The sequence below is a fragment of the Promicromonospora sp. NFX87 genome, assembly GCF_048564965.1.
Classification (GTDB): domain Bacteria; phylum Actinomycetota; class Actinomycetes; order Actinomycetales; family Cellulomonadaceae; genus Promicromonospora.
The window spans coordinates 3,014,955-3,038,363 of the sequence record NZ_CP183413.1 but is presented as its reverse complement, the minus strand read 5'-3'; the positions used below and the strand labels follow the sequence as shown (position 1 = coordinate 3,038,363).

23 protein-coding genes are annotated in these 23,409 nt (G+C 72.4%); 13 read left to right on the top strand and 10 right to left on the bottom strand.

What is annotated here, in order from left to right; all coding sequences use genetic code 11:
- The first annotated feature begins 78 nt into the window (after positions 1 to 78).
- Positions 79 to 1,095 carry a helix-turn-helix transcriptional regulator gene (locus ACNYC2_RS13590; protein ID WP_419707530.1) on the top strand — a complete coding sequence of 339 codons (1,017 nt, stop codon included), beginning with the start codon at positions 79 to 81 and terminating at the stop codon, positions 1,093 to 1,095.
- Positions 1,096 to 1,167: 72 nt separating this feature from the next.
- Positions 1,168 to 1,704, top strand: a complete 537-nt coding sequence (locus ACNYC2_RS13585) for a hypothetical protein (protein ID WP_419707529.1) — start codon at positions 1,168 to 1,170, stop codon at positions 1,702 to 1,704.
- Between the two features lie 40 nt (positions 1,705 to 1,744).
- On the opposite strand, the gene ACNYC2_RS13580 is transcribed toward ACNYC2_RS13585, so the two are convergent.
- Entirely contained in the window at positions 1,745 to 2,440 is a 696-nt protein-coding gene (locus ACNYC2_RS13580; RefSeq protein ID WP_419707528.1) for a response regulator, read from the bottom strand.
- Positions 2,437 to 4,152: an ATP-binding protein gene (locus ACNYC2_RS13575; RefSeq protein ID WP_419707527.1), complete on the bottom strand. Its 1,716-nt coding sequence runs from the start codon at positions 4,150 to 4,152 to the stop codon at positions 2,437 to 2,439. The genes ACNYC2_RS13580 and ACNYC2_RS13575 overlap by 4 nt, the downstream gene beginning before the upstream one ends.
- 128 nt (positions 4,153 to 4,280) lie before the next feature.
- On the opposite strand from ACNYC2_RS13575, the gene ACNYC2_RS13570 reads away from it, so the two are divergent.
- Positions 4,281 to 5,693, top strand: a complete 1,413-nt coding sequence (locus ACNYC2_RS13570; protein WP_419707526.1) for a cation:dicarboxylate symporter family transporter — start codon at positions 4,281 to 4,283, stop codon at positions 5,691 to 5,693.
- A gap of 135 nt (positions 5,694 to 5,828) precedes the next feature.
- Positions 5,829 to 6,791 carry a class A beta-lactamase gene (gene bla, locus ACNYC2_RS13565; RefSeq protein WP_419707525.1) on the top strand — a complete coding sequence of 321 codons (963 nt, stop codon included), beginning with the start codon at positions 5,829 to 5,831 and terminating at the stop codon, positions 6,789 to 6,791.
- 32 nt (positions 6,792 to 6,823) lie between these two features.
- Here bla and ACNYC2_RS13560 read toward each other — a convergent pair whose 3' ends face one another.
- From ACNYC2_RS13560 to ACNYC2_RS13540, 5 genes are all read right to left on the bottom strand, one after another.
- Complete coding sequence (locus ACNYC2_RS13560; protein WP_419707524.1) at positions 6,824 to 8,032, bottom strand: adenosylhomocysteinase; 1,209 nt, start codon at positions 8,030 to 8,032, stop codon at positions 6,824 to 6,826.
- A gap of 267 nt (positions 8,033 to 8,299) precedes the next feature.
- A complete protein-coding gene (locus tag ACNYC2_RS13555; RefSeq protein WP_419707523.1) occupies positions 8,300 to 9,628 on the bottom strand; it encodes an enolase C-terminal domain-like protein in 1,329 nt (442 codons plus the stop codon).
- Entirely contained in the window at positions 9,625 to 11,244 is a 1,620-nt protein-coding gene (locus ACNYC2_RS13550) for an aldehyde dehydrogenase (NADP(+)) (RefSeq protein WP_419707522.1), read from the bottom strand. Before ACNYC2_RS13550 ends, ACNYC2_RS13555 begins: the two co-directional genes overlap by 4 nt.
- Positions 11,245 to 11,309: 65 nt before the next feature.
- Complete coding sequence (gene kdgD, locus ACNYC2_RS13545; protein ID WP_419707521.1) at positions 11,310 to 12,230, bottom strand: 5-dehydro-4-deoxyglucarate dehydratase; 921 nt, start codon at positions 12,228 to 12,230, stop codon at positions 11,310 to 11,312.
- A 198-nt stretch (positions 12,231 to 12,428) separates the two neighbouring features.
- Positions 12,429 to 13,313, bottom strand: a complete 885-nt coding sequence (locus ACNYC2_RS13540; protein WP_419707520.1) for a LysR family transcriptional regulator — start codon at positions 13,311 to 13,313, stop codon at positions 12,429 to 12,431.
- Positions 13,314 to 13,510: 197 nt separating this feature from the next.
- Between ACNYC2_RS13540 and ACNYC2_RS13535 the strand changes: the two genes are divergently transcribed.
- From ACNYC2_RS13535 to ACNYC2_RS13520, 4 genes are read left to right on the top strand one after another with little or no spacing between them, the layout of a single operon-like run.
- Positions 13,511 to 14,530 (top strand): tripartite tricarboxylate transporter substrate binding protein, encoded by a 1,020-nt coding sequence (locus ACNYC2_RS13535; RefSeq protein WP_419707519.1) that lies wholly within the window; start codon positions 13,511 to 13,513, stop codon positions 14,528 to 14,530.
- 6 nt (positions 14,531 to 14,536) lie between these two features.
- Positions 14,537 to 15,046: a tripartite tricarboxylate transporter TctB family protein gene (locus tag ACNYC2_RS13530; RefSeq protein WP_419707518.1), complete on the top strand. Its 510-nt coding sequence runs from the start codon at positions 14,537 to 14,539 to the stop codon at positions 15,044 to 15,046.
- A 41-nt stretch (positions 15,047 to 15,087) separates the two neighbouring features.
- The gene (locus ACNYC2_RS13525; protein ID WP_419707517.1) at positions 15,088 to 16,629 is read left to right on the top strand and encodes a tripartite tricarboxylate transporter permease; all 1,542 of its coding nucleotides are present in this window, start codon (positions 15,088 to 15,090) and stop codon (positions 16,627 to 16,629) included.
- Positions 16,626 to 17,021, top strand: a complete 396-nt coding sequence (locus ACNYC2_RS13520; protein WP_419707516.1) for a universal stress protein — start codon at positions 16,626 to 16,628, stop codon at positions 17,019 to 17,021. The genes ACNYC2_RS13525 and ACNYC2_RS13520 overlap by 4 nt, the downstream gene beginning before the upstream one ends.
- A 61-nt stretch (positions 17,022 to 17,082) precedes the next feature.
- Here ACNYC2_RS13520 and ACNYC2_RS13515 read toward each other — a convergent pair whose 3' ends face one another.
- Together ACNYC2_RS13515 and ACNYC2_RS13510 are read right to left on the bottom strand one after the other, a co-directional pair.
- A complete protein-coding gene (locus ACNYC2_RS13515) occupies positions 17,083 to 17,784 on the bottom strand; it encodes a FadR/GntR family transcriptional regulator (protein ID WP_419707515.1) in 702 nt (233 codons plus the stop codon).
- Between the two features lie 133 nt (positions 17,785 to 17,917).
- Positions 17,918 to 19,051 carry an L-talarate/galactarate dehydratase gene (locus ACNYC2_RS13510; RefSeq protein ID WP_419707514.1) on the bottom strand — a complete coding sequence of 378 codons (1,134 nt, stop codon included), beginning with the start codon at positions 19,049 to 19,051 and terminating at the stop codon, positions 17,918 to 17,920.
- 80 nt (positions 19,052 to 19,131) lie between these two features.
- Here ACNYC2_RS13510 and ACNYC2_RS13505 point away from each other — a divergent pair, with 80 nt between their 5' ends.
- Genes ACNYC2_RS13505 through ACNYC2_RS13490 form a run of 4 tightly spaced genes read left to right on the top strand, consistent with a single transcriptional unit; the run spans position 19,132 to position 22,198 of the window.
- Positions 19,132 to 20,073, top strand: coding sequence for an NAD-dependent epimerase/dehydratase family protein (locus ACNYC2_RS13505; RefSeq protein ID WP_419707513.1), 942 nt, complete (start codon positions 19,132 to 19,134; stop codon positions 20,071 to 20,073).
- A 19-nt stretch (positions 20,074 to 20,092) separates the two neighbouring features.
- Positions 20,093 to 20,497, top strand: coding sequence for an ArsR/SmtB family transcription factor (locus tag ACNYC2_RS13500; protein ID WP_419707512.1), 405 nt, complete (start codon positions 20,093 to 20,095; stop codon positions 20,495 to 20,497).
- Positions 20,494 to 21,273, top strand: a complete 780-nt coding sequence (locus ACNYC2_RS13495) for a cation diffusion facilitator family transporter (RefSeq protein WP_419707511.1) — start codon at positions 20,494 to 20,496, stop codon at positions 21,271 to 21,273. The genes ACNYC2_RS13500 and ACNYC2_RS13495 overlap by 4 nt, the downstream gene beginning before the upstream one ends.
- Entirely contained in the window at positions 21,266 to 22,198 is a 933-nt protein-coding gene (locus ACNYC2_RS13490) for a cation diffusion facilitator family transporter (RefSeq protein WP_419707831.1), read from the top strand. Before ACNYC2_RS13495 ends, ACNYC2_RS13490 begins: the two co-directional genes overlap by 8 nt.
- 35 nt (positions 22,199 to 22,233) lie before the next feature.
- Here ACNYC2_RS13490 and ACNYC2_RS13485 read toward each other — a convergent pair whose 3' ends face one another.
- Positions 22,234 to 22,842 (bottom strand): TetR/AcrR family transcriptional regulator, encoded by a 609-nt coding sequence (locus tag ACNYC2_RS13485; protein WP_419707510.1) that lies wholly within the window; start codon positions 22,840 to 22,842, stop codon positions 22,234 to 22,236.
- A gap of 84 nt (positions 22,843 to 22,926) precedes the next feature.
- Between ACNYC2_RS13485 and ACNYC2_RS13480 the strand changes: the two genes are divergently transcribed.
- Positions 22,927 to 23,358, top strand: a complete 432-nt coding sequence (locus ACNYC2_RS13480; RefSeq protein WP_419707509.1) for a nitroreductase/quinone reductase family protein — start codon at positions 22,927 to 22,929, stop codon at positions 23,356 to 23,358.
- Positions 23,359 to 23,409 lie beyond the last annotated feature (51 nt).

Genomic DNA, 23,409 nt, shown 5'->3' with positions numbered 1-23,409 from the left:
CATCCGGCTGGCTACGTGTCCCACTCTCTCGGTAGTAGCGGTCAGGTTCTGGCCTCTACCCCGTGCGATGCTGAACTCATGCTCGAGACCTCCGGACGCCTCCTCGCTCTCCTGTCGCTCCTCCAGGCCCGCCGGGACTGGCCGGGCGCGCTCCTGGCCGACAGGCTGAACGTGAGCCCGCGCACCGTGCGGCGCGACGTCGACCGCCTGCGCGAGCTGGGCTACCCCGTCAACGCCACCAAGGGGCCTGACGGCGGCTACCGCCTCGACGCGGGCGCCGAGCTCCCGCCACTGCTCTTCGACGACGACCAGGCGGTCGCCGTCGCGATCGCGCTCCGTACCGGCACCATCCCCGGCGCGGAGGAGGGGGCGCTGCGGGCCCTGGCCACCATCCGGCAGGTGATGCCCGCGCGGCTCCGGGCCCGGCTGGACGCGCTCGAGGTGACCACGGTGCGGCGTCGGCGGGCCGGAGCGGCCGGGGCCGCCGAACCGGTGGTCGACCCCGACCTGCTCCTCTCCCTCGGCTCGGCGTGCCAGGCCCGCGAGGTGGTGCGCTTCGACTACGAGGGCGGCACGATGGCCGCGATCGGCGAGGGAGACAAGGCCTTCCGGCCGCCGCGCCGGGTCGAGCCGCACCACCTCGTGACGTCGGACGGGCGCTGGTACCTCGTGGCGTTCGACCTCGACCGCGACGACTGGCGCATGTTCCGCGTGGACCGGATGCGGCTCCGCACCGGGACCGGGCCGCGGTTCACGTTCCGGGAGGTGCCAGGTGGGGACGTGGCGACCTTCGTCGGCTCCCGGATCAGCGGGTCGCCGTCACCGATTCACGGCGAGGCGGTGCTCCACGCACGGGCGACCGACATCGCCCCATGGGTCAACGGTCAGGGCCTGTGCGAGCCCTTGCCGGACGTCGACGGCGTGCCCCGCTGCCGCGTGGGACTCGGTTCGTGGTCGTGGGGCGGTCTGGCCGCGCGGTTCGGCGCCTTCGACGTGCCCTTCGAGGTGGAGGGTCCGCCCGAGCTGGTGGCGGCGACCCGCGAGCTGGCCGGCCGGTACCGCGCCTCGCTGCCGGACGACGTCCCCAGCCAGTAGGTTGTGTGCGTTCCCAGAAACGGACACAGCAGACACTGTCACAACAGACACAGCAGACGAGAGAGCGTGCGCATGACGAACCTGTCCGACTTCAGCGACGACGAGCTGGGCCAGATCCTGGACGCCCCGGGAGCGGTGCTGAAGGGTGCCACCCTGGCGGACGGCCGGCCCGGCGCGATCCGGTTCATCCGGGAGACCGCGACCGGCGCCAAGGTGTTCCGGGAGGCGCAGCAGCACGAGAACGACTTCATCCAGTCGGTGGCGCTCGCGCTGCGGGACAGGATCAAGGACGAGGAGGAGGCGGCCGAGCAGTCCCCGGCCGCCAAGGTGGGCACGCCGCAGGGTGTCGCCGTGCCGGAGGACCTGCGTCCGGACCCGGAGCGCGACACGGCGAAGGCGGTCGAGCTGACCGCGGCCTCGATAGCGCTGCTGCGGGAGCGGGCGGACCAGGAGGACCTCGCCGCGTACGGCGAGTGGCTGCTCCGGATCGCCACGGAGGTCGTCAAGGCGACCAAGTCCAAGGAGGGCGGCTTCTTCAGCAAGCGCCTCGCGGTCAGCGAGGGCGAGCAGGACTACCTCGACCGGCTGACGGCGGCGATCGGCCGCTGAGCAGTGCCCTGAGCACCGCCCGGGGCTGCGCCCGGCCCGCTCAGACCGGGCGCTCCCGGGCGTACTCGAGCTCGGGCCGCCCGCGTGCCCCGTACCGGGGCGCCCGGGACGCGACCCCGGCGTCGGCCAGGAACTCCAGGTAGCGGCGTGCGGTGATGCGAGCGAGGTGGAGCTCGTCCGCCACCTCGCTCGCCGACAGCGCGCCGGGCCGCCGGGCCAGCAGGTCGGACACGGCGTCCAGGGTGTCCTGGGACAGCCCCTTCGGCAGCCCCGCCGCGTTGGAGGTCCGCAGCGCCGCGAACGCCGTGTCCACCTCGCGCTGGCTGAGGGTCGAGACCGGCGAGCGCATCTGCTCGAAGTACTTGCGGTACGCGCCGAGCTTCTCGGCGAACAGCCCGAACACGAACGGCTTGATCAGGTACTGCACGACGCCGATGGCGACGGCCTCGCGCACCGTCTCGAGCTCGCGGGCCGCCGTCACCGCGATCACGTCCACGACCAGGCCCGCCGCGCGCAGCTGCCGGCACAGGACCAGGCCGTGCAGGTCCGGCAGGTTCATGTCGAGCAGGAGCAGGTGCACCTCCTCGCCCGCGGCCTGGGCGTCACGCAGCGCACGCACGGTCTCGCTCGCGGTGTGCACCACGCCGGCCAGCTCGAAGCCCTCGACCCGGCGCACGTACTCGCCGTGCGCCTCGGCGGTGCGGTGGTCGTCCTCCACGACCAGTACCCGGATCATGGTCGGCCCACCTGTGCTCCGGCGGTGCCGGCCGCCCGCACCCGCGGCGCGACGGCGGCCGGGCGGGGCAGCGTGACCGTGAAGACCGCCCCGGTGCTCGCCCCGGCCCCCTGCGAGACCTCGACGTCACCGCCGAGGCTCTCCACGACCTGGCGCACGAGCGCCAGCCCGTAGCCCCGCCCACCCGCCGTCGCGTCCTTGGTGCTCCAGCCGTGCTCGAAGATGTGGTCGCGGTCCGTGTCGGCGATGCCGCTCCCGCTGTCGGAGACCTGGAAGACCAGCGAGCCGTCGTCGCCGTTGGCGAGGTACACCTCGACCCACGCCTCGGCGGCCGGCTCCGTGGTGTCGTCCACCGTGTTCCCCAGGGTGCGGGCCGCGGCGGCGTCGATCGCGTTGTCGATCAGGTTGCCCAGGATCGTGACGACGTCGACCGGCTCCAGCCAGTGCGTACCCGGCGCGAGGTGCGTCTCGAAGTGCATCTCCACCGCTCGTTCGCGTGCCTGCGCCGCCTTGCCCAGCACGAGCGCCGCGATGACGGGCTCCTCGATGGCCTGCACCACGCGGTCCGTGAGCCGCTGACCGAGGTCGCGCTCGCTCGCGACGAAGCGCAGCGCCTCGTCGCTCTGGCCCAGCTCGATGAGGGTGGCGATCGTGTGCAGGCGGTTGCTGAAGTCGTGGGTCTGGGCGCGCAGCGCGTCCGAGATGGTGCGCACCGACGACAGCTCGCCGGTGATCCGCTGCAGCTCCGTGCGGTCGCGCAGGGAGATGACCTCGCCGACGTTCCGGCCCGACGCCGCCGCGGTGTCCCGGCCCACGAGTAGCACCCGGTCGCCCACCCGGACCGGCCCCTCCGGCGTGCCGCCGCAGAGCACGTCGCGGACGGCGGGGGAGAGGCGCGGATCGGCGACGGCGAACGGGGCCGCGAGGTCGGGCACCCCGAGCAGGCGCAGCGCCTCGTCGTTGGCGAGCACCACCGTGCCGTCCTCGACGAGCAGCATGCCCTCCTCGACCGAGTGCAGCACCGCCTCGTGCGCGGTGAAGAGATGCGCCAGCTCGTCCGGTCCCTTGCTCTCGGTGATCCGGTCCAGCCGCCGCGCGAGCAGCGCCGCGGCGACGGCGCCCGCGCCGAACGCCAGGAGCGTCCCGACACCGACGATGACCAGGCGCGGGACGATGCTGTCCCACAGCCGGTCGAGCGTCACCCCGGCCGACACCATGCCGACGACCTCGCCGTCGTCCGTCAGGACCGGGACGACCGCCCGGACCGACGGGCCGAGCGTGCCGTCGTAGACCTCCGTGAACGTCTCGCCGCGCAGCGCCGGAGCGGTGCTGCCCACGAACGCGCGGCCGATCTGCCACTCGTTGCGGTGCGTGTACCGGGTCCGGTCGGTGTCCATGACCGTGAGGTAGGCGATGTCGGTCGCCTCCATCACCCGTTCGGCGTACGGCTGCAGCGCGCCGGACGCCTCGGCCACCGAGCCCGCACGGTCGGTGGCGGCGTCCGCGTGCGCCCGGGCGACCGTGTCGATCACCAGCGACTCGGCGGCCACCGTGGCCGCGACGTCGGTGCTCTCCTGCGCCGCGTGCGTCTGGGCGGTGGACCGGGCGTCGAGGACCAGCAGCCCGAAGACGACCATCGCGCCGACGAACAGCAGGGTCGTGTGCACCGCGAGGAACCACCTCGCGATACTCGCACCCCGTCGCTGCGCCACGGACCCATTGTGGCCCCCGCCGCCGGCCGGCCCGACCACCTGGAGAACACTATGTACGCAATGGCGGGATTCACCGTTCCTCCCAGCACTCTTGCAGCTGACCACACAGCGTTGTGAGAGGAAAAACCATGGCGGTAACGAAGCCCGCCGGCACCGGGAGCACCCCGCGCCGCCGGCTCGACAAGAGTCACTACCTGTACATCGCGGTGATCGTCGCCGTCGTCGCCGGCGTCATCGTGGGCCTTGCGTCCCCCGACACCGGAGTGGCGCTGAAGCCGCTCGGCACCGGGTTCGTCTCCCTGATCAAGATGATGATCTCGCCGGTCATCTTCTGCACCATCGTGCTGGGCATCGGATCCATCGCGAAGGCCGCGACGGTCGGCCGCGTCGGCGGCCTCGCGCTCCTCTACTTCCTCGTCATGTCGACGTTCGCGCTCTTCATCGGCCTCGTCGTCGGCAACCTGCTGCACCCGGGCGAGGGCCTGTCCATCGCGGGCACCACCTACGAGGCGGAGGGTGAGGCGTCGTCCCTGGTCGACTTCGTGCTCGGGATCATCCCCACCACGCTCGTCTCGCCGCTCAGCGGCGAGTCCGTGCTGCAGACGCTCTTCGTGGCGCTGCTCGTCGGGTTCGCCATCCAGCAGCTCGGCGCTCGCGGCAAGCCCGCCCTCGACGCGATCCGGCTGATCCAGGGGATCGTCTTCCGGGTCCTGACGATGATCCTGTGGGTCGCGCCGGTCGGCGCGTTCGGCGCCATCGCGGCGGTCGTCGGCGAGACCGGCTGGGGCGCCGTCGTCCAGCTCGGCACGCTGATGCTCGGGTTCTACGTGACGTGCATCCTGTTCATCGTCATCGTGCTCGGCACCGTGCTGCGGCTCGTGTCCGGCGTGAACATCTTCCTGCTCATGAAGTACCTGGCGCGCGAGTACCTGCTGATCGTCAGCACGTCCTCGTCCGAGGCGGCCCTGCCGCGCCTGATCTCCAAGATGGAGCACCTCGGCGTGTCCAAGCCGGTGGTCGGCATCACGGTGCCGACCGGGTACTCGTTCAACCTGGACGGCACCGCGATCTACCTGACGATGGCGTCGCTGTTCATCGCCTCAGCCATGGGGACGCCGCTGTCCGTGCCCGAGCAGATCGGCATGCTCGCCTTCATGATCATCGCGTCCAAGGGCGCGGCGGGCGTCACCGGTGCGGGTCTGGCGACCCTCGCCGGCGGCCTGCAGACCTACCGCCCCGACCTGGTCGACGGCGTGGGGATCATCGTCGGCATCGACCGCTTCATGTCCGAGGCTCGTGCCCTGACCAACTTCACCGGCAACGCCGTCGCGACGGTGGTCATCGGCACCTGGACCAAGGAGATCGACCGCGAGCGCGTGACCCAGGTGCTCGCGGGCGACCTCCCGTTCGACGAGAGCGCGATGGACGACCCGCACGGTGCCCCGGCCGACAGCGATTCCGACAACGACTCCGCCGGCGGCGACGCCGACGGGCGAGCAACCGGCTCCCGGGAGAAGGTGGTCGAGCCGGCCGCGGTCTGAGACCGCGGATATGACCGACGGCGGTCCGGGCACTCTGGGGGTGCCTGGACCGCCGTCAGCTTTTCGGACGGACGACTTCTCGGGCGGACGACTTCTCGGACGGACGACGGCGGCGGGGAGCAGCAGACTGGGCGCATGCCTCGGAACCTGCGACGGCCGGCGCTCCTGCTCGCCTCGGCCGCACTCGTCCTGACCGCCTGCACGCCCGGCAACGCCGAACCCGCGCCGGGACCGACACCCCCGGCGTCCGCCGGCCCCGCCACCTCCGGCCCGATGGCGCGCGAGAAGGCGACCACCCCGCCGTCGCCGGCACCCGACGTCGCCGCGGAGATCCGCCGCCTCGAGAAGAGGTACGGCGCGGTGGTGGGGCTCTACGCGGTGGACACCGGCACCGGTGTGGCAGTGACGCACCGCGCGGACGACCGGTTCGCGTACGCCTCGACGTTCAAGGCGCTCGCGGCGGCAGCGGTCCTCGACCGCAGCACCCCGAAAGAGCTCGAGCAGGTCGTCACGTACGGCGCCGACGACCTCCAGGCGCACTCGCCGGTCGCCGAGCGGCACCTCGACGAGGGCATGACGATGCGCCAGATCATCGACGCCGCCGTACAGGAGAGCGACAACACGGCGGGCAACCTGCTGCTCGACGAGCTGGGCGGACCGCCGGGCCTCGCGGACGCGCTGCGCGCGATCGGCGACGAGACCACCATGCCGTCGCGCTACGAGCCCGAGCTGAACGACGTCGCCCCCGGGGAGGAGCGCGACACCAGCACCGCCCGGGCGCTCGCCCGGGACCTGCGCGCCTACGGCCTGGGAGACGTGCTCGACGACGACGCCAGGGCGACCCTCGTCGAGGCGCTGCGCGGCAGCGTCACCGGCCCCGAGACGATCCGGGCCGGCGTGCCGGACGGCTGGGTGGTCGGCAACAAGACCGGCACCTCGGGGCGCGGCGGCCGTAACGACATCGGTCTGCTCTGGCCGCCCGATCGCGAGCCGGTGGTGCTGGCGGTCCTGACCCAGACCGAGGACCCCGACGCGGAGCCCGACGACGCCCTCCTGGCGGAGGTGACGACGGTGGCCGTCGAGGCCCTCGGCGGCTGAGCCTTCCGGGGCGGTCCCGCGGTCTGCGCCGGTTACCGCCCTCCGGACAGCAGCCCGACCAGGGACGTGGCCAGCACGCGGTCGACCGGCTCGGGTACGGCGGACACCCCCGCCGGCCCGGCCTGTCCGGCCACGATCGCGGCCAGGCTGCGGGCCTGCAGCGCGAAGCCGAGGTCCATCGCCTGGATCGGGTTGCCCGACGCCGCGGTGAGGTTGAGCATGTGCGTGTCGTGCAGGAGCACGATCTCGCGCCCGTCCCGCAGGCGGTACAGGACGCGGGCGTCCCGGTCCTGGCCGGCGGCGGACAGGGTCGAGGTTTCGGCTGTCGCGGCGGTCAGCGCCACTCGGTCGATCTCCCGGCCATCGTGGCCGACGCCGGCCAGCACCGCGCCGTCGCGCAGGTGCTCGAGCTCCGCGGCGCCGATCACGTCGCGGGCGCCGGTCGCGAGGAACACGAGGTCGCAGGCCGCGAGCAGGTCCGGCAGGTCCGCGACCTCGTGGCCCCGCAGGAGGGCGTCGAGCGCGCGGAACGGGTCGAGCTCGGCGACCGTGACCCGGGCGCCGAGAGCCCGGAGCGTGTCGGCGACGCCCTTGCCGCACGGTCCGTAGCCGACGACGCCGGCGCGGGCGCCGGGCACCATGAGGTTCGTGGCGTTCATGAAGCCCTGCACGATGCTCTGGCCCACGCCGAACTCGTTCTCGACCAGCAGCTTGAGCCTGCTGTCGTTGATGACGACGACCGGGAAGTCGGGCAGCGAGGCGAGCTGCCGCAGGCGGAGGCCGCCGGTCGTCGTCTCCTCCGTGGCCCCGAGGAACCGGGGCGAGCGCGGTGCGCCCTGCGTCAGGCGGGTGATGAGGTCGCCGCCGTTGTCGAGGATCAGGTCGGGCTCGGCCGCGAGGATTCGTTCGAGGTGCTCGGCGCGCTGGGCCGGGGTGTCGTCCCGGCCGCCCAGGACGGTGGCGCCGAGGTCCCGGAGCGCCTCGACGGTGTCCGGCACGGTGGTGCCGATGTTGCCCGTGATCGTGACGCGGGCACCCGCGGCGAGCAGCCGCCGGCACAGCACGGCGGTCTTGGGCTCGACGTGGATGGAGACGCCCAGATGGAGGCCGTCGAACAGGTGCCCGACGTCGGCGAAGCTCGCGTCGAGCAGCGGCATGTGCCGCGCGGCCCAGTCGATCGCCGGGTGGCCGGTCGGGGGCAGGGCAGAGGGCAGGACAGAGGACAGGTCGGAAGAGCGCATGGTGGTTCCCTGGTGGTCGTGACGGGCGGGCGGCGGTGCGCCGGCACGACGGCGTGCGGGCGCGGGCGTTCCGTCACTCAGGGATGCAGCTCGCGGCGGTCCTCGTCCGCGCCGTACAGCGGGGCGCGACGACGCGAGCGCGTCGCCTCCATGCTGTAGCTCTCGGCTGCGGTCCAGACCCCCCCCCGAATCTAGCAGCGTTGAGTGCTGGGTATCTGCGGGTCTCGGGCCCGAAAGCGCACAGATACCCAGCACTCGACGGGGCGGTCAGCGCACCAGGCAGGGGCGCTTCGGGTCGAACGCCCATCCCTTGATCAAGTACTGCATCGCGAGCGCGTCGTCGCGGGCGCCCAGGCCGTGCTCCAGGTACAGCTCGTGCGCGGCGGCCAGGCGCTCGCGGTCCAGCTCGACGCCGAGGCCCGGGGTGGTCGGCACCGCGATGGCACCGTCGCGGATCCGGGGCGGCGCCGTCGTCAGGCCCTGTCCGTCCTGCCAGATCCAGTGCGTGTCCAGCGCCGTGATCGCGCCGGGCGCCGCTGCGCCGACGTGCGTGAACATCGCCAGCGAGACGTCGAAGTGGTTGTTGGAGTGCGACCCCCAGGTCAGGCCGAACTCGTGGCAGAGCTGCGCCACGCGGACGGAGCCGGCCATGGTCCAGAAGTGCGGGTCGGCCAGCGGGATGTCGACGGCGCCCGCACGCACGGCGTGCGCCATCTCGCGCCAGTCCGTGGCGATCATGTTGGTCGCGGTCGGCAGGCCGGTCGCCCGGCGGAACTCCGCCATGACCTCCCGGCCGGAGAACCGGCCCTCCGCGCCGCACGGGTCCTCGGCATAGGCGACGACGCCGCGCATCCGTCTGCCCAGCCGGATCGCGTCGGCCAGCGGCCAGCCGCCGTTCGGGTCGAGCGTGATCCGGGCGTCGGGGAACCGCTCCTTGAGCGCCACGACCGCGTCGACCTCCAGGTCGCCCGCCTGCACGCCGCCCTTGAGCTTGAAGTCGGTGAAGCCGTACCGCTCCTGGGCTGCCTCGGCCAGCCGCACGACGGCGTCCGGCGTCAGGGCCTGCTCGCGGCGCAGCCGGCCCCACGCGTCGGACTCGTCGTCCCCGCGCAGGTACGGCAGGTCGGTCGCGTCCGGGTCGCCCACGTAGAAGAGGTAGCCGAGCATCGGCACGCTCTCGCGCTGGACGCCGTCGCCGAGGAGTTCCGCGACGGGCACGCCGAGGTCCTGGCCGTGCAGGTCCAGCAGCGCGGACTCCAGGGCCGTGACGGCGTGCACGGTGGTGCGCAGGTCGAACGTCTGCAGGCCGCGCCCGCTCGCGTCGCGGTCGGCGAACGCCGTGGAGACGGTGCGCAGCAGGCTGCGGAACCGGGCCACCGGCTGCCCGACGACGAGCCGCCCCGCCTCCTCGATCGTGGCCCGGATCTTCTCCCCGCCGGGTACCTCGCCCAGCCCGGTGCGACCGTCGGAGTCGGTGACGATCGCGATGTTCCGCGTGAAGAACGGGGCGTGCGCGCCGGACAGGTTGAGCAGCATCGAGTCGTGCCCCGCGACGGGCACCACCTCGACGCGCGCGATGGTGGGGTGGGCGCTCACCGGGCGGCCCCGGTTTCCGTGGCGCCCAGCACCACGTCCAGCACGCCGTCGACCCGCCGCGTCAGGTGCCACGGGTTGTCCGACCGGACCGGCTCGGGCAGCAGGTACTCCGGCAGGTTCTGATAGGCGACCGGGCGCAGGAACCGCTCGATCGCGAGCGTCCCCACGGACGTGCTGCGGGAGTCGGACGTCGCGGGGAACGGACCGCCGTGCACCATCGCGTGCCCCACCTCGACGCCGGTCGGCCAGCCGTTCGCGAGGATGCGGCCCGCCTTGCGCTCCAGGACGGGCAGCAGCGCCGTGGCGGTCTCCCGGTCGGCCTCGGTCAGGTGCAGCGTCACGGTGAGCTGCCCCTCCAGCCGCTCGACGGAGGCGAGCAGCTCGCCGGCGTCGGCGTACCGGACCACCAGCGAGGCGGCGCCGAAGATCTCGGCCTGCAGCACCGGGTTGCTCAGCAGGGTAGGGACGGCGCTCGCGAACACGGCCGGCGCGGGCGCGTTCTCGGTGCCACCGGGAGAGCCCGCCCCGACCAGGCGCACGCCGTCCTGCGCGGCGAGCGTGTCGACGCCTTGCTGCCAGGCCTCGGCGATGCCGGCCGTCAGCATGGTCTGGCCGGCGGCGGCAGCGGCGGCGCGCCCCGCGGCGTCGACGAACGCGTCGCCGCGCTCGCCGTCCGGCACGAAGACGAGCCCGGGCGCGGTGCAGAGCTGGCCCGACGAGCCCGTCACGGACGTGAGGTACGCGGCGGCGAGGGAGTCGACGTCGCCGGCCAGGGCGCCGTCGAGCAGGATCGTCGGGTTGATCGAGCTCATCTCGGCGTACACGGGGATCGGCACGGGGCGGGCCGCCGCCGCGGCGACCAGCGCGAGGCCGCCGCCGCGGGAGCCGGTGAAGCCGACGGCCTGGATCACGGGGTCCGTCACCAGGGCCTTGCCTATGGCGTTGCCCGGACCGTAGACCAGGGAGAACACGCCGGGGTGCAGGCCGGACGCCGCGACGGCGTCGGCCACCGCGCGGCCCACGAGCTCCGCCGTGCCGGGGTGCGCGTTGTGCGCCTTGACGACCACCGGGCAGCCCGCGGCGAGCGCCGAGGCGGTGTCGCCGCCCGCGGTCGAGAAGGCCAGCGGGAAGTTGCTCGCGCCGAACACGGCGACCGGGCCGAGTGGCACCTTGCGCTGCCGGATGTCGGCGCGGGGCAGGGGAGTGCGGTCGGGCAGGGCCGGGTCGATCCGCACGCCGCGGTGGTCGCCCTGCCGCACGACCTGGGCGAACAGGCGCAGCTGGCCGGTGGTCCGGGCGACCTCCCCGGTCAGGCGGGCCGCCGGGAGGCCGGTCTCTTGCATGGCGCGCGCGACGACGTCGGGCCCGATGGCGTCGATGTTGTCCGCGATCTGCTCCAGGAACCGGGCGTGCGGCTCCGGGGCGAGCGTGGAGAAGGAGGCGAAGGCCTCCTGCGCGGCGGCGGTCGCCCGGGCGACCTGGGCGTCGTCGAGCAGCGAGTAGGCGGGCTCGAGGGCCTGCGCCGTCGCCGGGTCCTGGCCGGCGAAGGTGCCCGCCGCGCCCGCCAGGGGCGCGCCGGCGACTATCGAGTGTCCGGTGAGCTCGGTGGTGGTCATCGTTTCTCTCCCGTGCTGTTTCAGTCGATCGTGCGTCGGCGGGCCGTGCGTCGGCGGGTCTTGCTTCAGCGGACGCCGGCGTCGTCGATCAGGGTGCCCAGGTCCTTCAGGTCCCGGTCGGTCAGGTCCTGCAGCGGCGGGCGGACGCTGCCCATGTCCCGGCCGACCGCCTTCAGGCCACCCTTGACTATCGACACCCCATAGCCCTTGGCGCGGTCGCGGATGTCGAGGTAGGGCAGGACGAACCGGCGCAGCTTCTCGGTCACTGCCGCGTGGTCCTGGGCCCGCACGTCCCGGTAGAAGTCGAGTGCGAACTCGGGCACGAAGTTGTACATGGCGGACGAGTAGGTGCTCATGCCCAGCTGGAGCAGCGGCAGCGCGAAGGTCTCCGCGGTGGGCAGCCCGCCGAGGTAGAAGAGCCGGTCGCCGTTCGTGGCGTAGACGCGGGTGAGCTGCTCGATGTCGCCGATGGCGTCCTTGAACCCGATGAAGTTGGGGTGCCGCTCGGCGAGCCGGGCGACGGTCTGTGCGGAGTAGACGGCGTTGCCGCGGTTGTAGACGATCACGCCGAGGCTCGTCGAGCCGCACACCGCGGAGGCGTGCTCCAGGAGCCCGTCCTGGTCGCACTCGGTCAGGTACGGGGGCAGCAGCAGGATGCCTTCCGCGCCTGCGGTCTCGGCGGCCTGCGAGTTCTGGATCGCCTGGGCGGTGTTCCCGCCGGCGCTGCCGAGCACGGGGGTGCGTCCGGCGGCGGTCTCGACGGCGAGCCGGACCACGCGGGCCGACTCCTCGGGGGTCAGGCTGAAGCCCTCACCCGTGCCGCCGGCGGCGAACAGGCCGCCGATCTCGAAGCTCGACTGCCAGTCGATGTGCTCGCGGTACCGCTCCTCGTCGATGTTCCCGTCCCCGGCGAACGGGGTGACGGGGAACGAGAGCAGCCCGTCCTTGAGGGCGACGGCGAGCTCCTGGGGTGCGTACGTGGCCAAGGGGGCCCCTCCTGTGACAGACGTCGGCGATGGCGTGCTGGTCGCCAACCTAGAAACGTCGAACGATGCCTGTCCAAGCCCCATCGTGCATCGGCTGATACCCCAACAACATCACCAACCCTCCCGACTTCGCTGAGTGCTGGCTTTTCGCCCCCCAGCAGGCGCTGGAAGGGCGAAAAGCCAGCACTCAACTTGGGGTTAGTCGTGGGGTGGGTGGAGGAAGGTCAGGAAGCTGTGGAGGGCCGGGTTCTTCGACGTGCGGTTCCAGATGGCGTGGAGCTCGACGACGCCGTGCGGGACGTCGCCCAGCTCCACGAACGTCACGCCCGGCAGGCCCAGGAGGCGGGCCGACTCGGGGACGAACGCGACGCCACGGCCCGCGGCCACCAGCGAGCACATGGTCAGGATCTGGCTGACGACGTGCACGACGTTCGCGTGCTCGACGTCGATGTAGCGCACCACCATGTCGTAGAAGTAGCGGGCCTTGGTGGGGTGGTGCCCGATCAGCGCCTGGTCGCGCAGGTCGCCGACGACGACGGGGCGGTCCAGCCGGGCGAACGGGTGCCCGTGCGGCACGGCCAGGACCAGGTCCTCCGAGAGGAGCAGGCGCGAGTCGAAGCTCTCCTGGTCGAACGGCGGCCGGCCGAGGGCGAGGTCCAGCTCACCGCGCCGGATCGCCTCGATCTGCTCGATCGTGACCAGCTCCTGGAGATCCAGGTCGACGTCGGGCATGAACTCGGCGATCTCCTGGACGAGCGTGCCCAGCAGGCTGAAGCCGGACGCGGCGGTGAACCCGAGGCGCAGCACGCCCGCCCGGCCCGCGGCGATCTTCCGGGCGAGCGCGGGGGCGGCGTCGGCGGCGGTCAGCAGGCGGCGGGCCTCCTCCAGGAAGACGGCGCCCGCCGTCGTCAGCTCGACGTGCCGGTTGTCCCGCTCCAGGAGCGGCACCCCCACCGCGCGTTCGAGCTTCTGGATCTGGCGGCTCAGCGGGGGCTGGGTCATGTTCAGCCGCTCCGCGGCGCGGCCGAAGTGGAGCTCCTCCGCGACGGCCTGGAAGCAGCGGACCTGATCGAGGGTGTACACGATGGCCTTTCCGGGGCTCGATGCATTCAGAGAATCAAGCAATGCAGTAAGAGGCTTAGACAGGCATCGTAGGGGCTTCCTATGCTCAACGACCTACCGGGACATGGCTTCTCGTGCCGATCCCGGCACCCGATCTCTGTGTCCCAATCTCCGTGTCCCGATCTCTGTGTCCCAATCTCAATGAGGAGAGAGCTGCGATGACAACTCGTGCCCACAGGACCCCGCGCACCCGCAGGGCCTTCCTCGGAGCCGGCGCGGCGTTCGCCGCCCTGACCCTCGCCGCCTGCGGCGGGAACGTGGCCGGAGGGTCCGCCGCCGACGGCGCCGACTTCCCGACCGGACCCGTGACCCTCACCGTGGGCCAGGACGCCGGAGGCTCCACCGACCTGATCGCCCGCGCCGTGGCCGAGGGCATGGCCGAGGACCTCGGCGTCTCCGTCCCCGTGGTCAACCGGGCCGGCGCCAACGGTGCGCTCGCGACCGAGGAGGTCGCCGCCAAGCCCGCCGACGGCCACGAGCTGATCCTGCTCAACGCCTCCCTCATCACGATCACGCCGCTGGCGGTGTCCGAGGACGAGGCGGTGAGCCTGGACAACCTCGAGGTGCTCAAGGGCCTCTCCCAGGACGACTACGTGCTGCTCGCCAGCGCCGAGTCCGGCTTCGAGACCTTCGACGACCTCAAGGAGGCGTCCGGCGACGTCACGTACGGCACCACCGGCGTGGGCACCGGCTCGCAGCTCGCGCAGGCGGTCCTGTTCGCGCAGGCCGACGTCGAGGGCACTGCGGTCCCGTTCGACTCCGGCTCGCCCGCGCTGACCGCCGTCGTCGGCGACCAGGTGCAGTTGGCCACCGTGCAGCTTGGCGAGGCCAAGCCGCAGATCGACGCCGGCAAGGTGGTGCCGCTCCTGGCCTTCTCGGCCGAGCGCAACCAGTTCCTCCCGGACGTGCCGACCGCCGTCGAGGAGGGGTACGACGTGCCCGTCTCGCAGTACCGCGCCGTCGCCGCCCCGAAGGGCCTGCCCGAGGACGTCAAGGCGCGGCTCGTCGAGTCGATCGACGCCGCCATCGCGACCGACACGTACCAGTCGTTCAACGAGAACAACCTGCTCACGCCGCACGAGATCTCGGGCGAAGAGGTCACCGCGGAGTGGACGGAGCTCGCCGAGAAGTACCAGGCGCTCACCGACGAGTACGACATCAGCCTCGCGGAAGGCTGACCGGTCGTGGAGAGCCCAGCCGTGACGGCCGCCGAGCCGGTCGAGCCCTTCGAGTCCGTGGACGACGTCGCGCCGCCCGTCGCCGGCCCGGTCGCGAACCTGGCCGCGTGCCTGGTGACCGCCGGTGTCGGCGTGGCGGGCGCGGTGGCGGCGGTGGCCCTGGGCCTCGGTACGCCGTCGCGGCCCGGGGCCGGGCTCTGGCCGCTCGCGGTCAGCGTCGCTGTCGTCGTGCTGTCCCTCGCCCAGGTGGTCGTCGGACGGCGGGGCGGGGACGGCGAGAAGTTCTCCCGGTACTCGTGGCTCTCGCTGGCCGGCCTCGCGACGCTCCTGGGGCTCGTGGCCCTGCTACCGGTGATCGGCTTCGAGATCCCCGCGCTCCTGCTGAGCCTCGTCTGGATGAAGTTCCTCGGCGGGGAGTCCTGGCGGTCCACCGTCCTGTACTCGGTGATCGTCGTCGGCGCGCTCTACGCGGTCTTCGTCGGGGCGCTCGGTACGAACGTCCCGCACCTCTTCTGATCTGACCGCCCACTCGATCTGACTGCCCATAAGGGACTCACGTGGAATCGCTGCAGAACGTCCTGGCCGGCTTCGCCGTCGTGCTGGAACCGACGAACCTCCTGTACTGCCTCATCGGGGTGGTCATCGGCATGCTGATCGGGGTGCTGCCGGGCCTCGGCCCAGCGGCCACCATCGCCATCCTGCTGCCGCTGACCTACGGCGTGGAGCCGGTCACGGCGATCATCATGCTCGCCGGGATCTTCTACGGCGCCCAGTACGGCGGCACCATCACCTCGGTGCTGCTGCGCCTGCCGGGCGAGGCCAGCTCGGTGGTCACCGTGCTGGACGGGCATGCGCTCGCCAGGCAGGGCCGCGCGGGGACGGCGCTCGGTGTCGCCGCCATCGGCTCGTTCGTGGGCGGCACGGTCGCCATCATCGGGCTGACGTTCCTCGCGCCGGTCGTGGCAGGGTTCGCCCTCGACTTCGGGCCGCCCGAGTACACGGCGCTCGCGCTGCTGGGCATCCTGCTGGTCTCGACCATCGCGTCCGGAGCCAAGCTCAAGGCGCTGATCGCCGCGGCGATCGGGCTGCTGCTCGCCACCATCGGCCGCGACGCGTTCACGGGCGCGGAACGGTTCACGTTCGACAGCCTCAGCCTGGCCGACGGTATCGACTTCGTGCCCGTCGCCATGGGCCTGTTCGGCCTCGGCGAGATCCTCTACAACCTGGAGGAGCGGCACCGCGCCGTGCACGCGCCCGGCAAGATCGCGAACGTCTGGCCCTCGCGGAAGGATCTGCGGGAGTCCTCAGGCGCCGTGACTCGCGGGTCCGTGCTCGGGTTCTTCCTCGGCATCCTGCCCGGTGGCGGCGCGACCATCGCCTCCATGGCGGCCTACGCCGCCGAGAAGAAGCGCGCTAAGGACCCCAGCCGGTTCGGCAAGGGTGCCATCGAGGGCGTCGCGGGCCCGGAGACGGCGAACAACGCCGCAGCCACCAGCTCCTTCATCCCGCTGCTCACGCTCGGCATCCCCGCCAACGCCACCATGGCGCTCATGTTCGGCGCGCTGCTGATCCAGGGCATCACGCCGGGCCCGCAGCTCGTCACCGAGCACCCCGAGCTGTTCTGGGGCGTCGTCAACTCGATGTACATCGGGAACGTGCTGCTGCTGATCATGTCGATCCCGCTGGTGGGCGTCTTCGTCCGCATCCTGCGGGTGCGCTCCGCGATCCTCGCGCCGGTCACCGCGCTGATCACGATGATCGGCGCGTACACGATCAACAACTCCGTGTTCGACGTGCTCCTGGTCGTCGTCTTCGGGGCCATCGGCTACCTGATGAAGAAGTTCGGGTTCGAGCCCGGGCCGCTCGTGCTCGCGTTCGTGCTGGGCTCGCTGCTGGAGTCCAGCCTGCGGCGCTCGCTGCTCATGTTCGACGGGTCGGCCGCAGGCTTCTTCACCAGGCCCATCTCCGCGACGCTGCTGGTCGTGTTCGTGGTGGTCGCCGTGCTGCCCCTGGTCCGGTCCGTCCGCAACCGGCGGGCGGCGCAGGACTCATCCGCGCAGGGCTCGTCCGCGCAGAACCGAGAGGAAGAGTCAGTATGACCATCGTCGTTGGCTACGTGCCCACACCCGCGGGGGAGGCCGCCGTGCAGGCGGCGATCACCGAGGCCCGGCTCCGGGACGAGGACCTGCTCGTCGTGAACTCGGCGCGCGAGGGGTCGGTCGTGGAGACCACCGTCGCGACGACGGAGGACCTCTCCCGGATCCTCACCCTGGCGGACGACGCCGGGGTGCGGGCCGAGGTGGTGCGCGGCACGCACCGCGACGACTTCACCGACGAGATCCTCGACCTGGCCGAGAAGCACGACGCCTCGCTCATCGTGATCGGACTGCGCCGCCGCAGCACGGTGGGGAAGTTCATCATGGGGTCGGTGGCGCAGCGCATCCTGCTGCAGGCGGACCACCCGGTGCTGGCGGTCAAGCCGCCGCGGTAGCCGAACGCCTGACCGTGCAGTTCCTGCCAGGGCACGCCCCGGTCTGGCAGGAACTGCGTGGTCACGTTGCGCCGTCTGCCTTGGCCGCGCCCGACTCCTCCAGCAGTCGGCGGCGCGAGCCCGCCAGGTGGACCCGCATCGCCGCCGCCGCGGCCAGCGGGTCCTGCGACTCCAGCGCCGCGAGCACTGCCCGGTGCTCCTGCACGACGGCGGTGAAGCGGCCGCCGTCGTGCCGGTCGAGGCGGCCGCGCGGCATGGCGATCATCTGCGGGCCGAGCCGGTCCAGGGCCTCCAGCAGAAACCTGTTCCCCGCGGCCTCGGCTACGAGCCGGTGGAAGGCGAAGTCGTGCTGCATGGCGGTCGCGGGGTGTCCGTCGGAGGACGCGAGCGCGTCCAGGCGGTCGGCCAGGGCCGCGAGCTGGGCCGGCGTCCGGCGGGTCGCGGCCAGCGCGGCGGCCTCGGCCTCCAGCGCCAGGCGGTACTCGACCAGGGCGAGCCGGTCGGCCAGCGAGCGGGCGAGCGGCGGGGCGCCGTCGGCGTCGTCGGCCGGGGGAGTGAGCGCGTAGCTGCCGCTGCCCCGCCGCGTGTGGACCAGGCCCTCGAGGTTCAGGCGCGCTATCGCCTCGCGGACGACGGTGCGGCTCACCCCGTGCTCGGTCGCCAGCCGCGGCTCGCTGGGCAGCTTCTCGCCGGGTGCGATGTCGCCGTTGACGATGCGAGTCCGCAGCGCCTCCACGAGGTTCCCGCTCAGTGTCTGAACCATGCGCTCATGCTTCCATCTCCCGATCTCCCGCGAAGTAGAGCGCCTGTCCGTACCCACGCTCTACTTCGCCGACTGGGGAACGCCGAGGTAGAGCGTGGGTCCGGACACACGCTCTACCTCGCGGACCGGCGGGTCAGTTTCCGGTGAAGGTCGCCGTGTCCTTCGTCCAGGCGCGGGCCTGGTCGCTGAACGTGACGCCCAGGCCCGGGCGGTTCGGGACGAGCATGCGGCCGTCCTTCGTCTCCAGACGCTCGTTGAACAGCGGGTCCAGCCAGTCGAAGTGCTCGACCCACGGTTCGCGCGGGTACGTGGCGGCCAGGTGCAGGTGGATCTCCATGGCGAAGTGCGGCGCGAGGTCCAGCCCGGCCTGGTCCGCGAGCGTGAGCAGGCGCAGGAACTGCGTGATCCCGCCGACGCGCGGGGCGTCCGGCTGGATGATGTCGCACGCCCGCGTCGCGATGAGGCGCTCGTGCTCCGCGACCGAGGCCAGCATCTCGCCCGTGGCGATCGGGGCGTCCAGGGCGGCGGCGAGCGCGGCGTGGCCCTCGGCGTCGTACGCGTCCAGCGGCTCCTCGATCCAGTCGAGGTCGAACTGCTCCAGCCGGCGCCCCATGCGCAGCGCCGTGGTGCGGTCCCACTGCTGGTTGGCGTCGACCATGAGCGGCACGTCCGGGCCGATGTGCTCGCGGACGGCGGCGACGCGCGCCAGGTCCGTGGCGCCGTCCGGCAGGCCTACCTTGATCTTGATGCCGCCGATGCCCTCGGCGATCGACCGGCTCGCGCGCTCCTTGACCTCCTCGATGCTCGCGTTGAGGAAACCGCCGGAGGTGTTGTAGGTGCGCACCGAGTCGCGGTGCGCACCGAGCAGCTTCGCCAGCGGCAGGCCCGCGCGCTTGGCCTTGAGGTCGTACAGCGCGATGTCGATCGCGGCCAGCGCCTGGGTCGCGACGCCGGAGCGGCCCACGGACGCCCCCGCCCACAGCAGCTTCGTGTACAGCTTGGCGATGTCGTTCGGGTCCTCGCCGACGGCGGTCTGCGCCACCTCCTTCGCGTGCGCGTACTGCGCGGGGCCGCCCGCACGCTTGGAGTACGAGAAGCCGAGCCCCTCGAAACCCTGCTCCGTGGTGATCTCCGCGAGCAGGAACACGACCTCCGTCATCGGCTTCTGGCGGCCGGTGAAGACCTTCGCGTCGGAGATGGCGGTGGTCAGCGGCAGCGTGAGGGTCGAGAGCTGCACGGTCCGGATGGCGTCGGGCTGGTACGTCATGGCGCTCCTTTGCGGCGAGTGTTCAGGCGATCATACAAGTAGCGAACCTGTATGACGAATATGGATGGCACCCTGAGCCCATGACCACGCATCTCGTCGTCGGCGCCGGACCCGTCGGCGCCGCTCTCGCGCGCCGGCTGTCCCAGGCCGGCCGCACCGTCCGGGTGGTGACCCGCTCCGGCGGCGGCCCCGACCTTCCCCGCGTCCAGCGGATCGCCCTCGACGCCACGAACGCGACGGCGCTCGCCGACGCCGCCCGCGGGGTCGGCGTCGTCTACAACTGCGCGAACCCCGGGCCGTACCCGGCATGGGAGCGCGGCTGGCCGCCCCTGGCGGCGTCGGTGCTGCACGCGGCCGAGAGCTCGGGCGCGGTGCTCGTCAGCCTCGGGAACCTCTACGGCTACGGGCCGGTCGACGGGCCGATGACCCGCAACCTGCCGCTCGCGCCGTCGAGCACCCTCGGTGAGGTCCGGGCACGGGTCTGGCAGGAGGCGCTCGCGGCGCACCAGGCCGGACGTGTGCGCGTCACGGAGGCGCGCGCCTCCGACTACATCGGGCCGACCATCCCCGAGTCGCACGGGTTGCTCACGACGTACGCGGCGGCGACGCTCGCGGGCAGGACGGCGTCCGTCATGGCGGACCCGGACCAGCCGCACACGTGGACCGCCGTCGAGGACGTGGTCTCCACCCTCATCGCGCTCGGTGCCGACGACCGGGCCTGGGGTTCGCCGTGGCTCGTGCCGTCCAATCCGCCGGCGACCGTGCGTGAGGTGCTGCGCGAGCTCGGGGTGCGGGCCGGAACGGGTGAGCCGCGGCTGCGGCGAGTGCCGCGCATCGCGCTGCGGGCCGGAGGCCTCGCGGTGCCGCTGGTGCGGGAGGCGCTGGGCGTGCTCTACCAGTTCGACCAGCCGTTCGTCGCGGACGCGGCCGAGACCACCAGCGTGTTCGGCGTCCGCCCGACGCCGTGGTCGGCAGTCCTGGACACGACGGCTGCGGCCTGGCACGCGCGGGCGGTCGCGTAGCGGCTGCTAGCATCGCCGTATGGCGATGATAAAGACGGTCGGCGATCGTGCCCCGGACGGGCCCGCGGCGATGGCGGTGGCGGCGTGTCTGTTCCACGGGTTCTCGGACCCGTCGCGGCTGGCGATCCTGCGGCACCTCGCCCTCGGTGAGCATCGCGTGGTCGACCTGACCCGGCACCTGGACCTCGCGCAGTCGACGGTCTCCAAGCACCTGGCGTGCCTGCGGGACTGCGGTCTCGTCGAGTCCCGGCCGGAGGGCCGGGCCTCCGTGTTCTCGCTGACCCACCCGGAGGCGACGCTCGCGGTGCTCGAGTCCGCCGAGCGGCTGCTCGCGCTGACCGGGGACGCCGTCGCGCTGTGCCCGGTCTACGGGGTCGACGGTTCCGCCGCGCACGCGTCCGCGCCGGAAGCGGTGGCGTCATGAGCGCGCAGCAGGGTGCGGAGACGCCGGAGCAGGGTGCGGAGACGCCGGAGCGGACGACGGAGCGGTTGACGCGGCGGGGTCTGCGGCTGGCCAAGTTCACCGTCGCGTACAACGTCGTCGAGGGCGTTGTCGCGATCGCCGCCGGCATCGCGGCGGGGCTCGTCTCGGTGATCGGTTTCGGCATCGACTCCGGCATCGAGTCGATCTCGGCGGTGCTGGTGGGTCTTCGGCTCTCCGCCCGTCTGCGGCACGGCGAGGCGGACGAGCGCAAGGAGCTGATCACGCTCCGGCTCGTCGCGATCACGTTCTTCCTGCTCGCGGGCTACGTCACCGTCGAGGGTGTGCGCAGCCTCGTGGTCGGCGACACGCCGGAGAGCTCTCCGGTCGCGATCGGGCTCCTGATCGCGTCGCTCGTCGTCATGCCGCTCCTGGCCGAGGCCAAGCGCCGTGTCGGGGTGGCTCTCGGCGACCCGCTGATCCTGGCCGACGCCGCCGAGACGCGGATCTGCGTGCTGCTCTCCCTGTCGACGCTTGTCGGTCTCGTGGTGTTCGCGCTGACCGGTGCGGGCTGGGTGGACGCCGTCGCCGGGTTCGTGATCGCGGCGTTCGCCATCCACGAGGGCCGCGAGGCGTGGGAGGGCGAGCTGGCGCACGACCACGGTCACGCCGACGGCGATCATCACGACCACGACGCGCACGGACATGACGAGCACGGACATGATGAGCACGAGCACGACCGCGATGGCGACCAGCGAAAGGCTGCAGTCGATGGGTGACCACCAGCACCACCACGGCGCCCACGGCGGCGCCGGCGACGAGAGCAACCGGCGACGGCTGGCGGTCGCGTTCGGGATCACGGCGGCCGTGTTCGTGGCGCAGGCGGTAGGCGCCGTGCTCACGGGCAGCCTTGCGCTCCTGGTCGACACCGCGCACATGCTGACCGACGTCGCAGGCCTGGCCATCGCGCTGTTCGCCGCGTCGCTCGCGCTGCGGCCGCCGTCGCCGCGCCGGACGTGGGGGTTCCGGCGGGCCGAGGTCCTGGCCGCGCTGGCCCAGGCCGTCGTGCTGCTCGCCGTCGGCGTCTACGCCCTGGCCGAGGGGGTGAGCCGTCTGGTCGGTCCGGCCGAAACTCCTGGGCCGGGACTGCTGGTGTTCGGCATAGTGGGCCTGGTCGGGAACGTCGTGGCGCTGCTGGTGCTGGCGGGCGGACGGTCGGCGTCGCTCAACCTGCGCGCCGCCTTCCTGGAGGTCGCCAACGACGCGCTCGGTTCGGTCGCGGTGATAGTGGCGGCCGTCGTGATCGCGACCACCGGGTGGCAGCGCGCCGACGCCGTCGCCGGGCTCGTCATCGCTGTGCTGATCCTGCCCCGTGCGGTGAAGCTCCTGACCGACTCGGCGAACGTGCTGCTGGAGTCCACTCCTGCCGGGATCGACCTGGACCTGGTGCGGGCCCGGCTGCTGGAGGTGGAGAACGTCGAGTCGGTGCACGACCTCCACGCCTCCCTCGTCGCCACCGGCCTGCCGACGATCAGTGCGCACGTGGTGGTGCGGGACGCCTGCTTCCGCGACGGGCAGGCGCCCCCGGTCCTCGACGCCCTGCAGCGCTGCGTCGCCACCGAGTTCGACGTGTCCGTCGAGCACTCGACCTTCCAGCTCGAGCCCGCCGAGCACGCACGCCACGAGGCGCCGACGCACGCGTGACGGTGCCAGGTGGTCGCCGGTCGGCGAGGCGCCCGTCAGGCCGCCGGCAGGCAGACGCGCTCGACCAGGTAGCGCCAGCCGGCCTCGAAGCGGTCGGTGAGCTGCGACCGGTCCGGCTCGGGGCCGTCGAAGAGCCGGAGCAGGAGCGGACCCTCCAGCGCGGACGTGAGCTGCCCGGCGAGCAGGTCGACGTCGGCTCCGGGCAGGTCGAGCTCGCGGAGCAGGACCCGGATGTGGATCTGGGACAGCGGCGGGCGGCGGCCGTTCGTCGGACGGCCCTCGATCGCGGACCGGGCGATCTCGTGGTTCTCCGCGAGGAAGCGGATGCGCGCGGATCCGTAGGCGACGAGGCGGTCGACCGGCGGCGCGCCCGGGCCGAGCGGCGGCGACCCGGAGAGGATCTCCTGCTGCAGGGCGCGCTCGTTGTCGTCCAGCAGCGCCTGGAAGATCCCGGCCCGGGTGCCGAACCGCCGGAACACGGTGCCCTTGCCGAGCCCGGAACGTTCGGCGAGCCGGTCCATCGTGAGGCAGTCAGGACCGTCCGCGGCGATGAGCTCGCGGGCGGTGGCGAGCAGCAGCTGACGGTTCCGGGCGGCATCGGCCCGTTCGGGGTGCGGGGTGCCCCAGGTCAGCGATGTACTCATCTTCGGATGCTACCGGGAATCGCGTAAGCGGGGTAAAGTCCGGTTAGTCGACCGGAGCGGCCGACCAAGACTGCGGAGGACAACATGGCAGACATGAACGAGGGCGTCATCGAGGCGTTCCGGGCCAACGCCGGTGTGCTGGGCGACGACGTCGTGGGCGGGCACTTCACCGGCAAACGCCTGGTGCTGCTGCACCACGTGGGGCGGGTCAGCGGCAAGGAGTACGTGACGCCGCTCGTGGCCGCGGCCGACGGCGACGCCTACGTCATCTGCGGCTCGCTCGGCGGTGCTCCGAAGGACCCGGCCTGGGTCGCGAACGTCGAGGACGGCCCCGGCGACGTCACGATCGAGCTCGGCGACAAGACGCTCCGCGCGAGCACCACCGTGGTCCGGCCGGGGCAGCCCGACTGGGAGCGGCTCTACGGCATCTGGGCCGAGTACTGGCCGGACGCCAAGGAGTACGAGAAGAACACGGACCGCAAGTTCCCGGTGATCCGGCTCGAGCCGAAGGCCTGAGCTCCGGTTCAGGCTCTAGGTGTATCGGCTGAGTCTGCGGTTCCGCTTCGG

Excerpts from the sequence above, each read along its gene's own strand:
- bla (WP_419707525.1), top strand. The coding sequence starts at position 5,829 with ATGCCTCGGAACCTGCGACGGCCGGCGCTCCTGCTCGCCTCGGCCGCA.
- ACNYC2_RS13515 (WP_419707515.1), bottom strand. The coding sequence starts at position 17,784 with ATGGTTCAGACACTGAGCGGGAACCTCGTGGAGGCGCTGCGGACTCGC.
- ACNYC2_RS13585 (WP_419707529.1), top strand. The coding sequence starts at position 1,168 with ATGACGAACCTGTCCGACTTCAGCGACGACGAGCTGGGCCAGATCCTG.
- ACNYC2_RS13580 (WP_419707528.1), bottom strand. The coding sequence starts at position 2,440 with ATGATCCGGGTACTGGTCGTGGAGGACGACCACCGCACCGCCGAGGCG.
- ACNYC2_RS13495 (WP_419707511.1), top strand. The coding sequence starts at position 20,494 with ATGAGCGCGCAGCAGGGTGCGGAGACGCCGGAGCAGGGTGCGGAGACG.
- ACNYC2_RS13550 (WP_419707522.1), bottom strand. The coding sequence starts at position 11,244 with ATGACCACCACCGAGCTCACCGGACACTCGATAGTCGCCGGCGCGCCC.
- ACNYC2_RS13485 (WP_419707510.1), bottom strand. The coding sequence starts at position 22,842 with ATGAGTACATCGCTGACCTGGGGCACCCCGCACCCCGAACGGGCCGAT.
- ACNYC2_RS13560 (WP_419707524.1), bottom strand. The coding sequence starts at position 8,032 with ATGCGCTCTTCCGACCTGTCCTCTGTCCTGCCCTCTGCCCTGCCCCCG.
- ACNYC2_RS13490 (WP_419707831.1), top strand. The coding sequence starts at position 21,266 with ATGGGTGACCACCAGCACCACCACGGCGCCCACGGCGGCGCCGGCGAC.
- ACNYC2_RS13505 (WP_419707513.1), top strand. The coding sequence starts at position 19,132 with ATGACCACGCATCTCGTCGTCGGCGCCGGACCCGTCGGCGCCGCTCTC.
- ACNYC2_RS13570 (WP_419707526.1), top strand. The coding sequence starts at position 4,281 with ATGGCGGTAACGAAGCCCGCCGGCACCGGGAGCACCCCGCGCCGCCGG.
- ACNYC2_RS13480 (WP_419707509.1), top strand. The coding sequence starts at position 22,927 with ATGGCAGACATGAACGAGGGCGTCATCGAGGCGTTCCGGGCCAACGCC.
- ACNYC2_RS13535 (WP_419707519.1), top strand. The coding sequence starts at position 13,511 with ATGACAACTCGTGCCCACAGGACCCCGCGCACCCGCAGGGCCTTCCTC.
- ACNYC2_RS13590 (WP_419707530.1), top strand. The coding sequence starts at position 79 with ATGCTCGAGACCTCCGGACGCCTCCTCGCTCTCCTGTCGCTCCTCCAG.
- ACNYC2_RS13520 (WP_419707516.1), top strand. The coding sequence starts at position 16,626 with ATGACCATCGTCGTTGGCTACGTGCCCACACCCGCGGGGGAGGCCGCC.
- ACNYC2_RS13510 (WP_419707514.1), bottom strand. The coding sequence starts at position 19,051 with ATGACGTACCAGCCCGACGCCATCCGGACCGTGCAGCTCTCGACCCTC.
- ACNYC2_RS13500 (WP_419707512.1), top strand. The coding sequence starts at position 20,093 with ATGGCGATGATAAAGACGGTCGGCGATCGTGCCCCGGACGGGCCCGCG.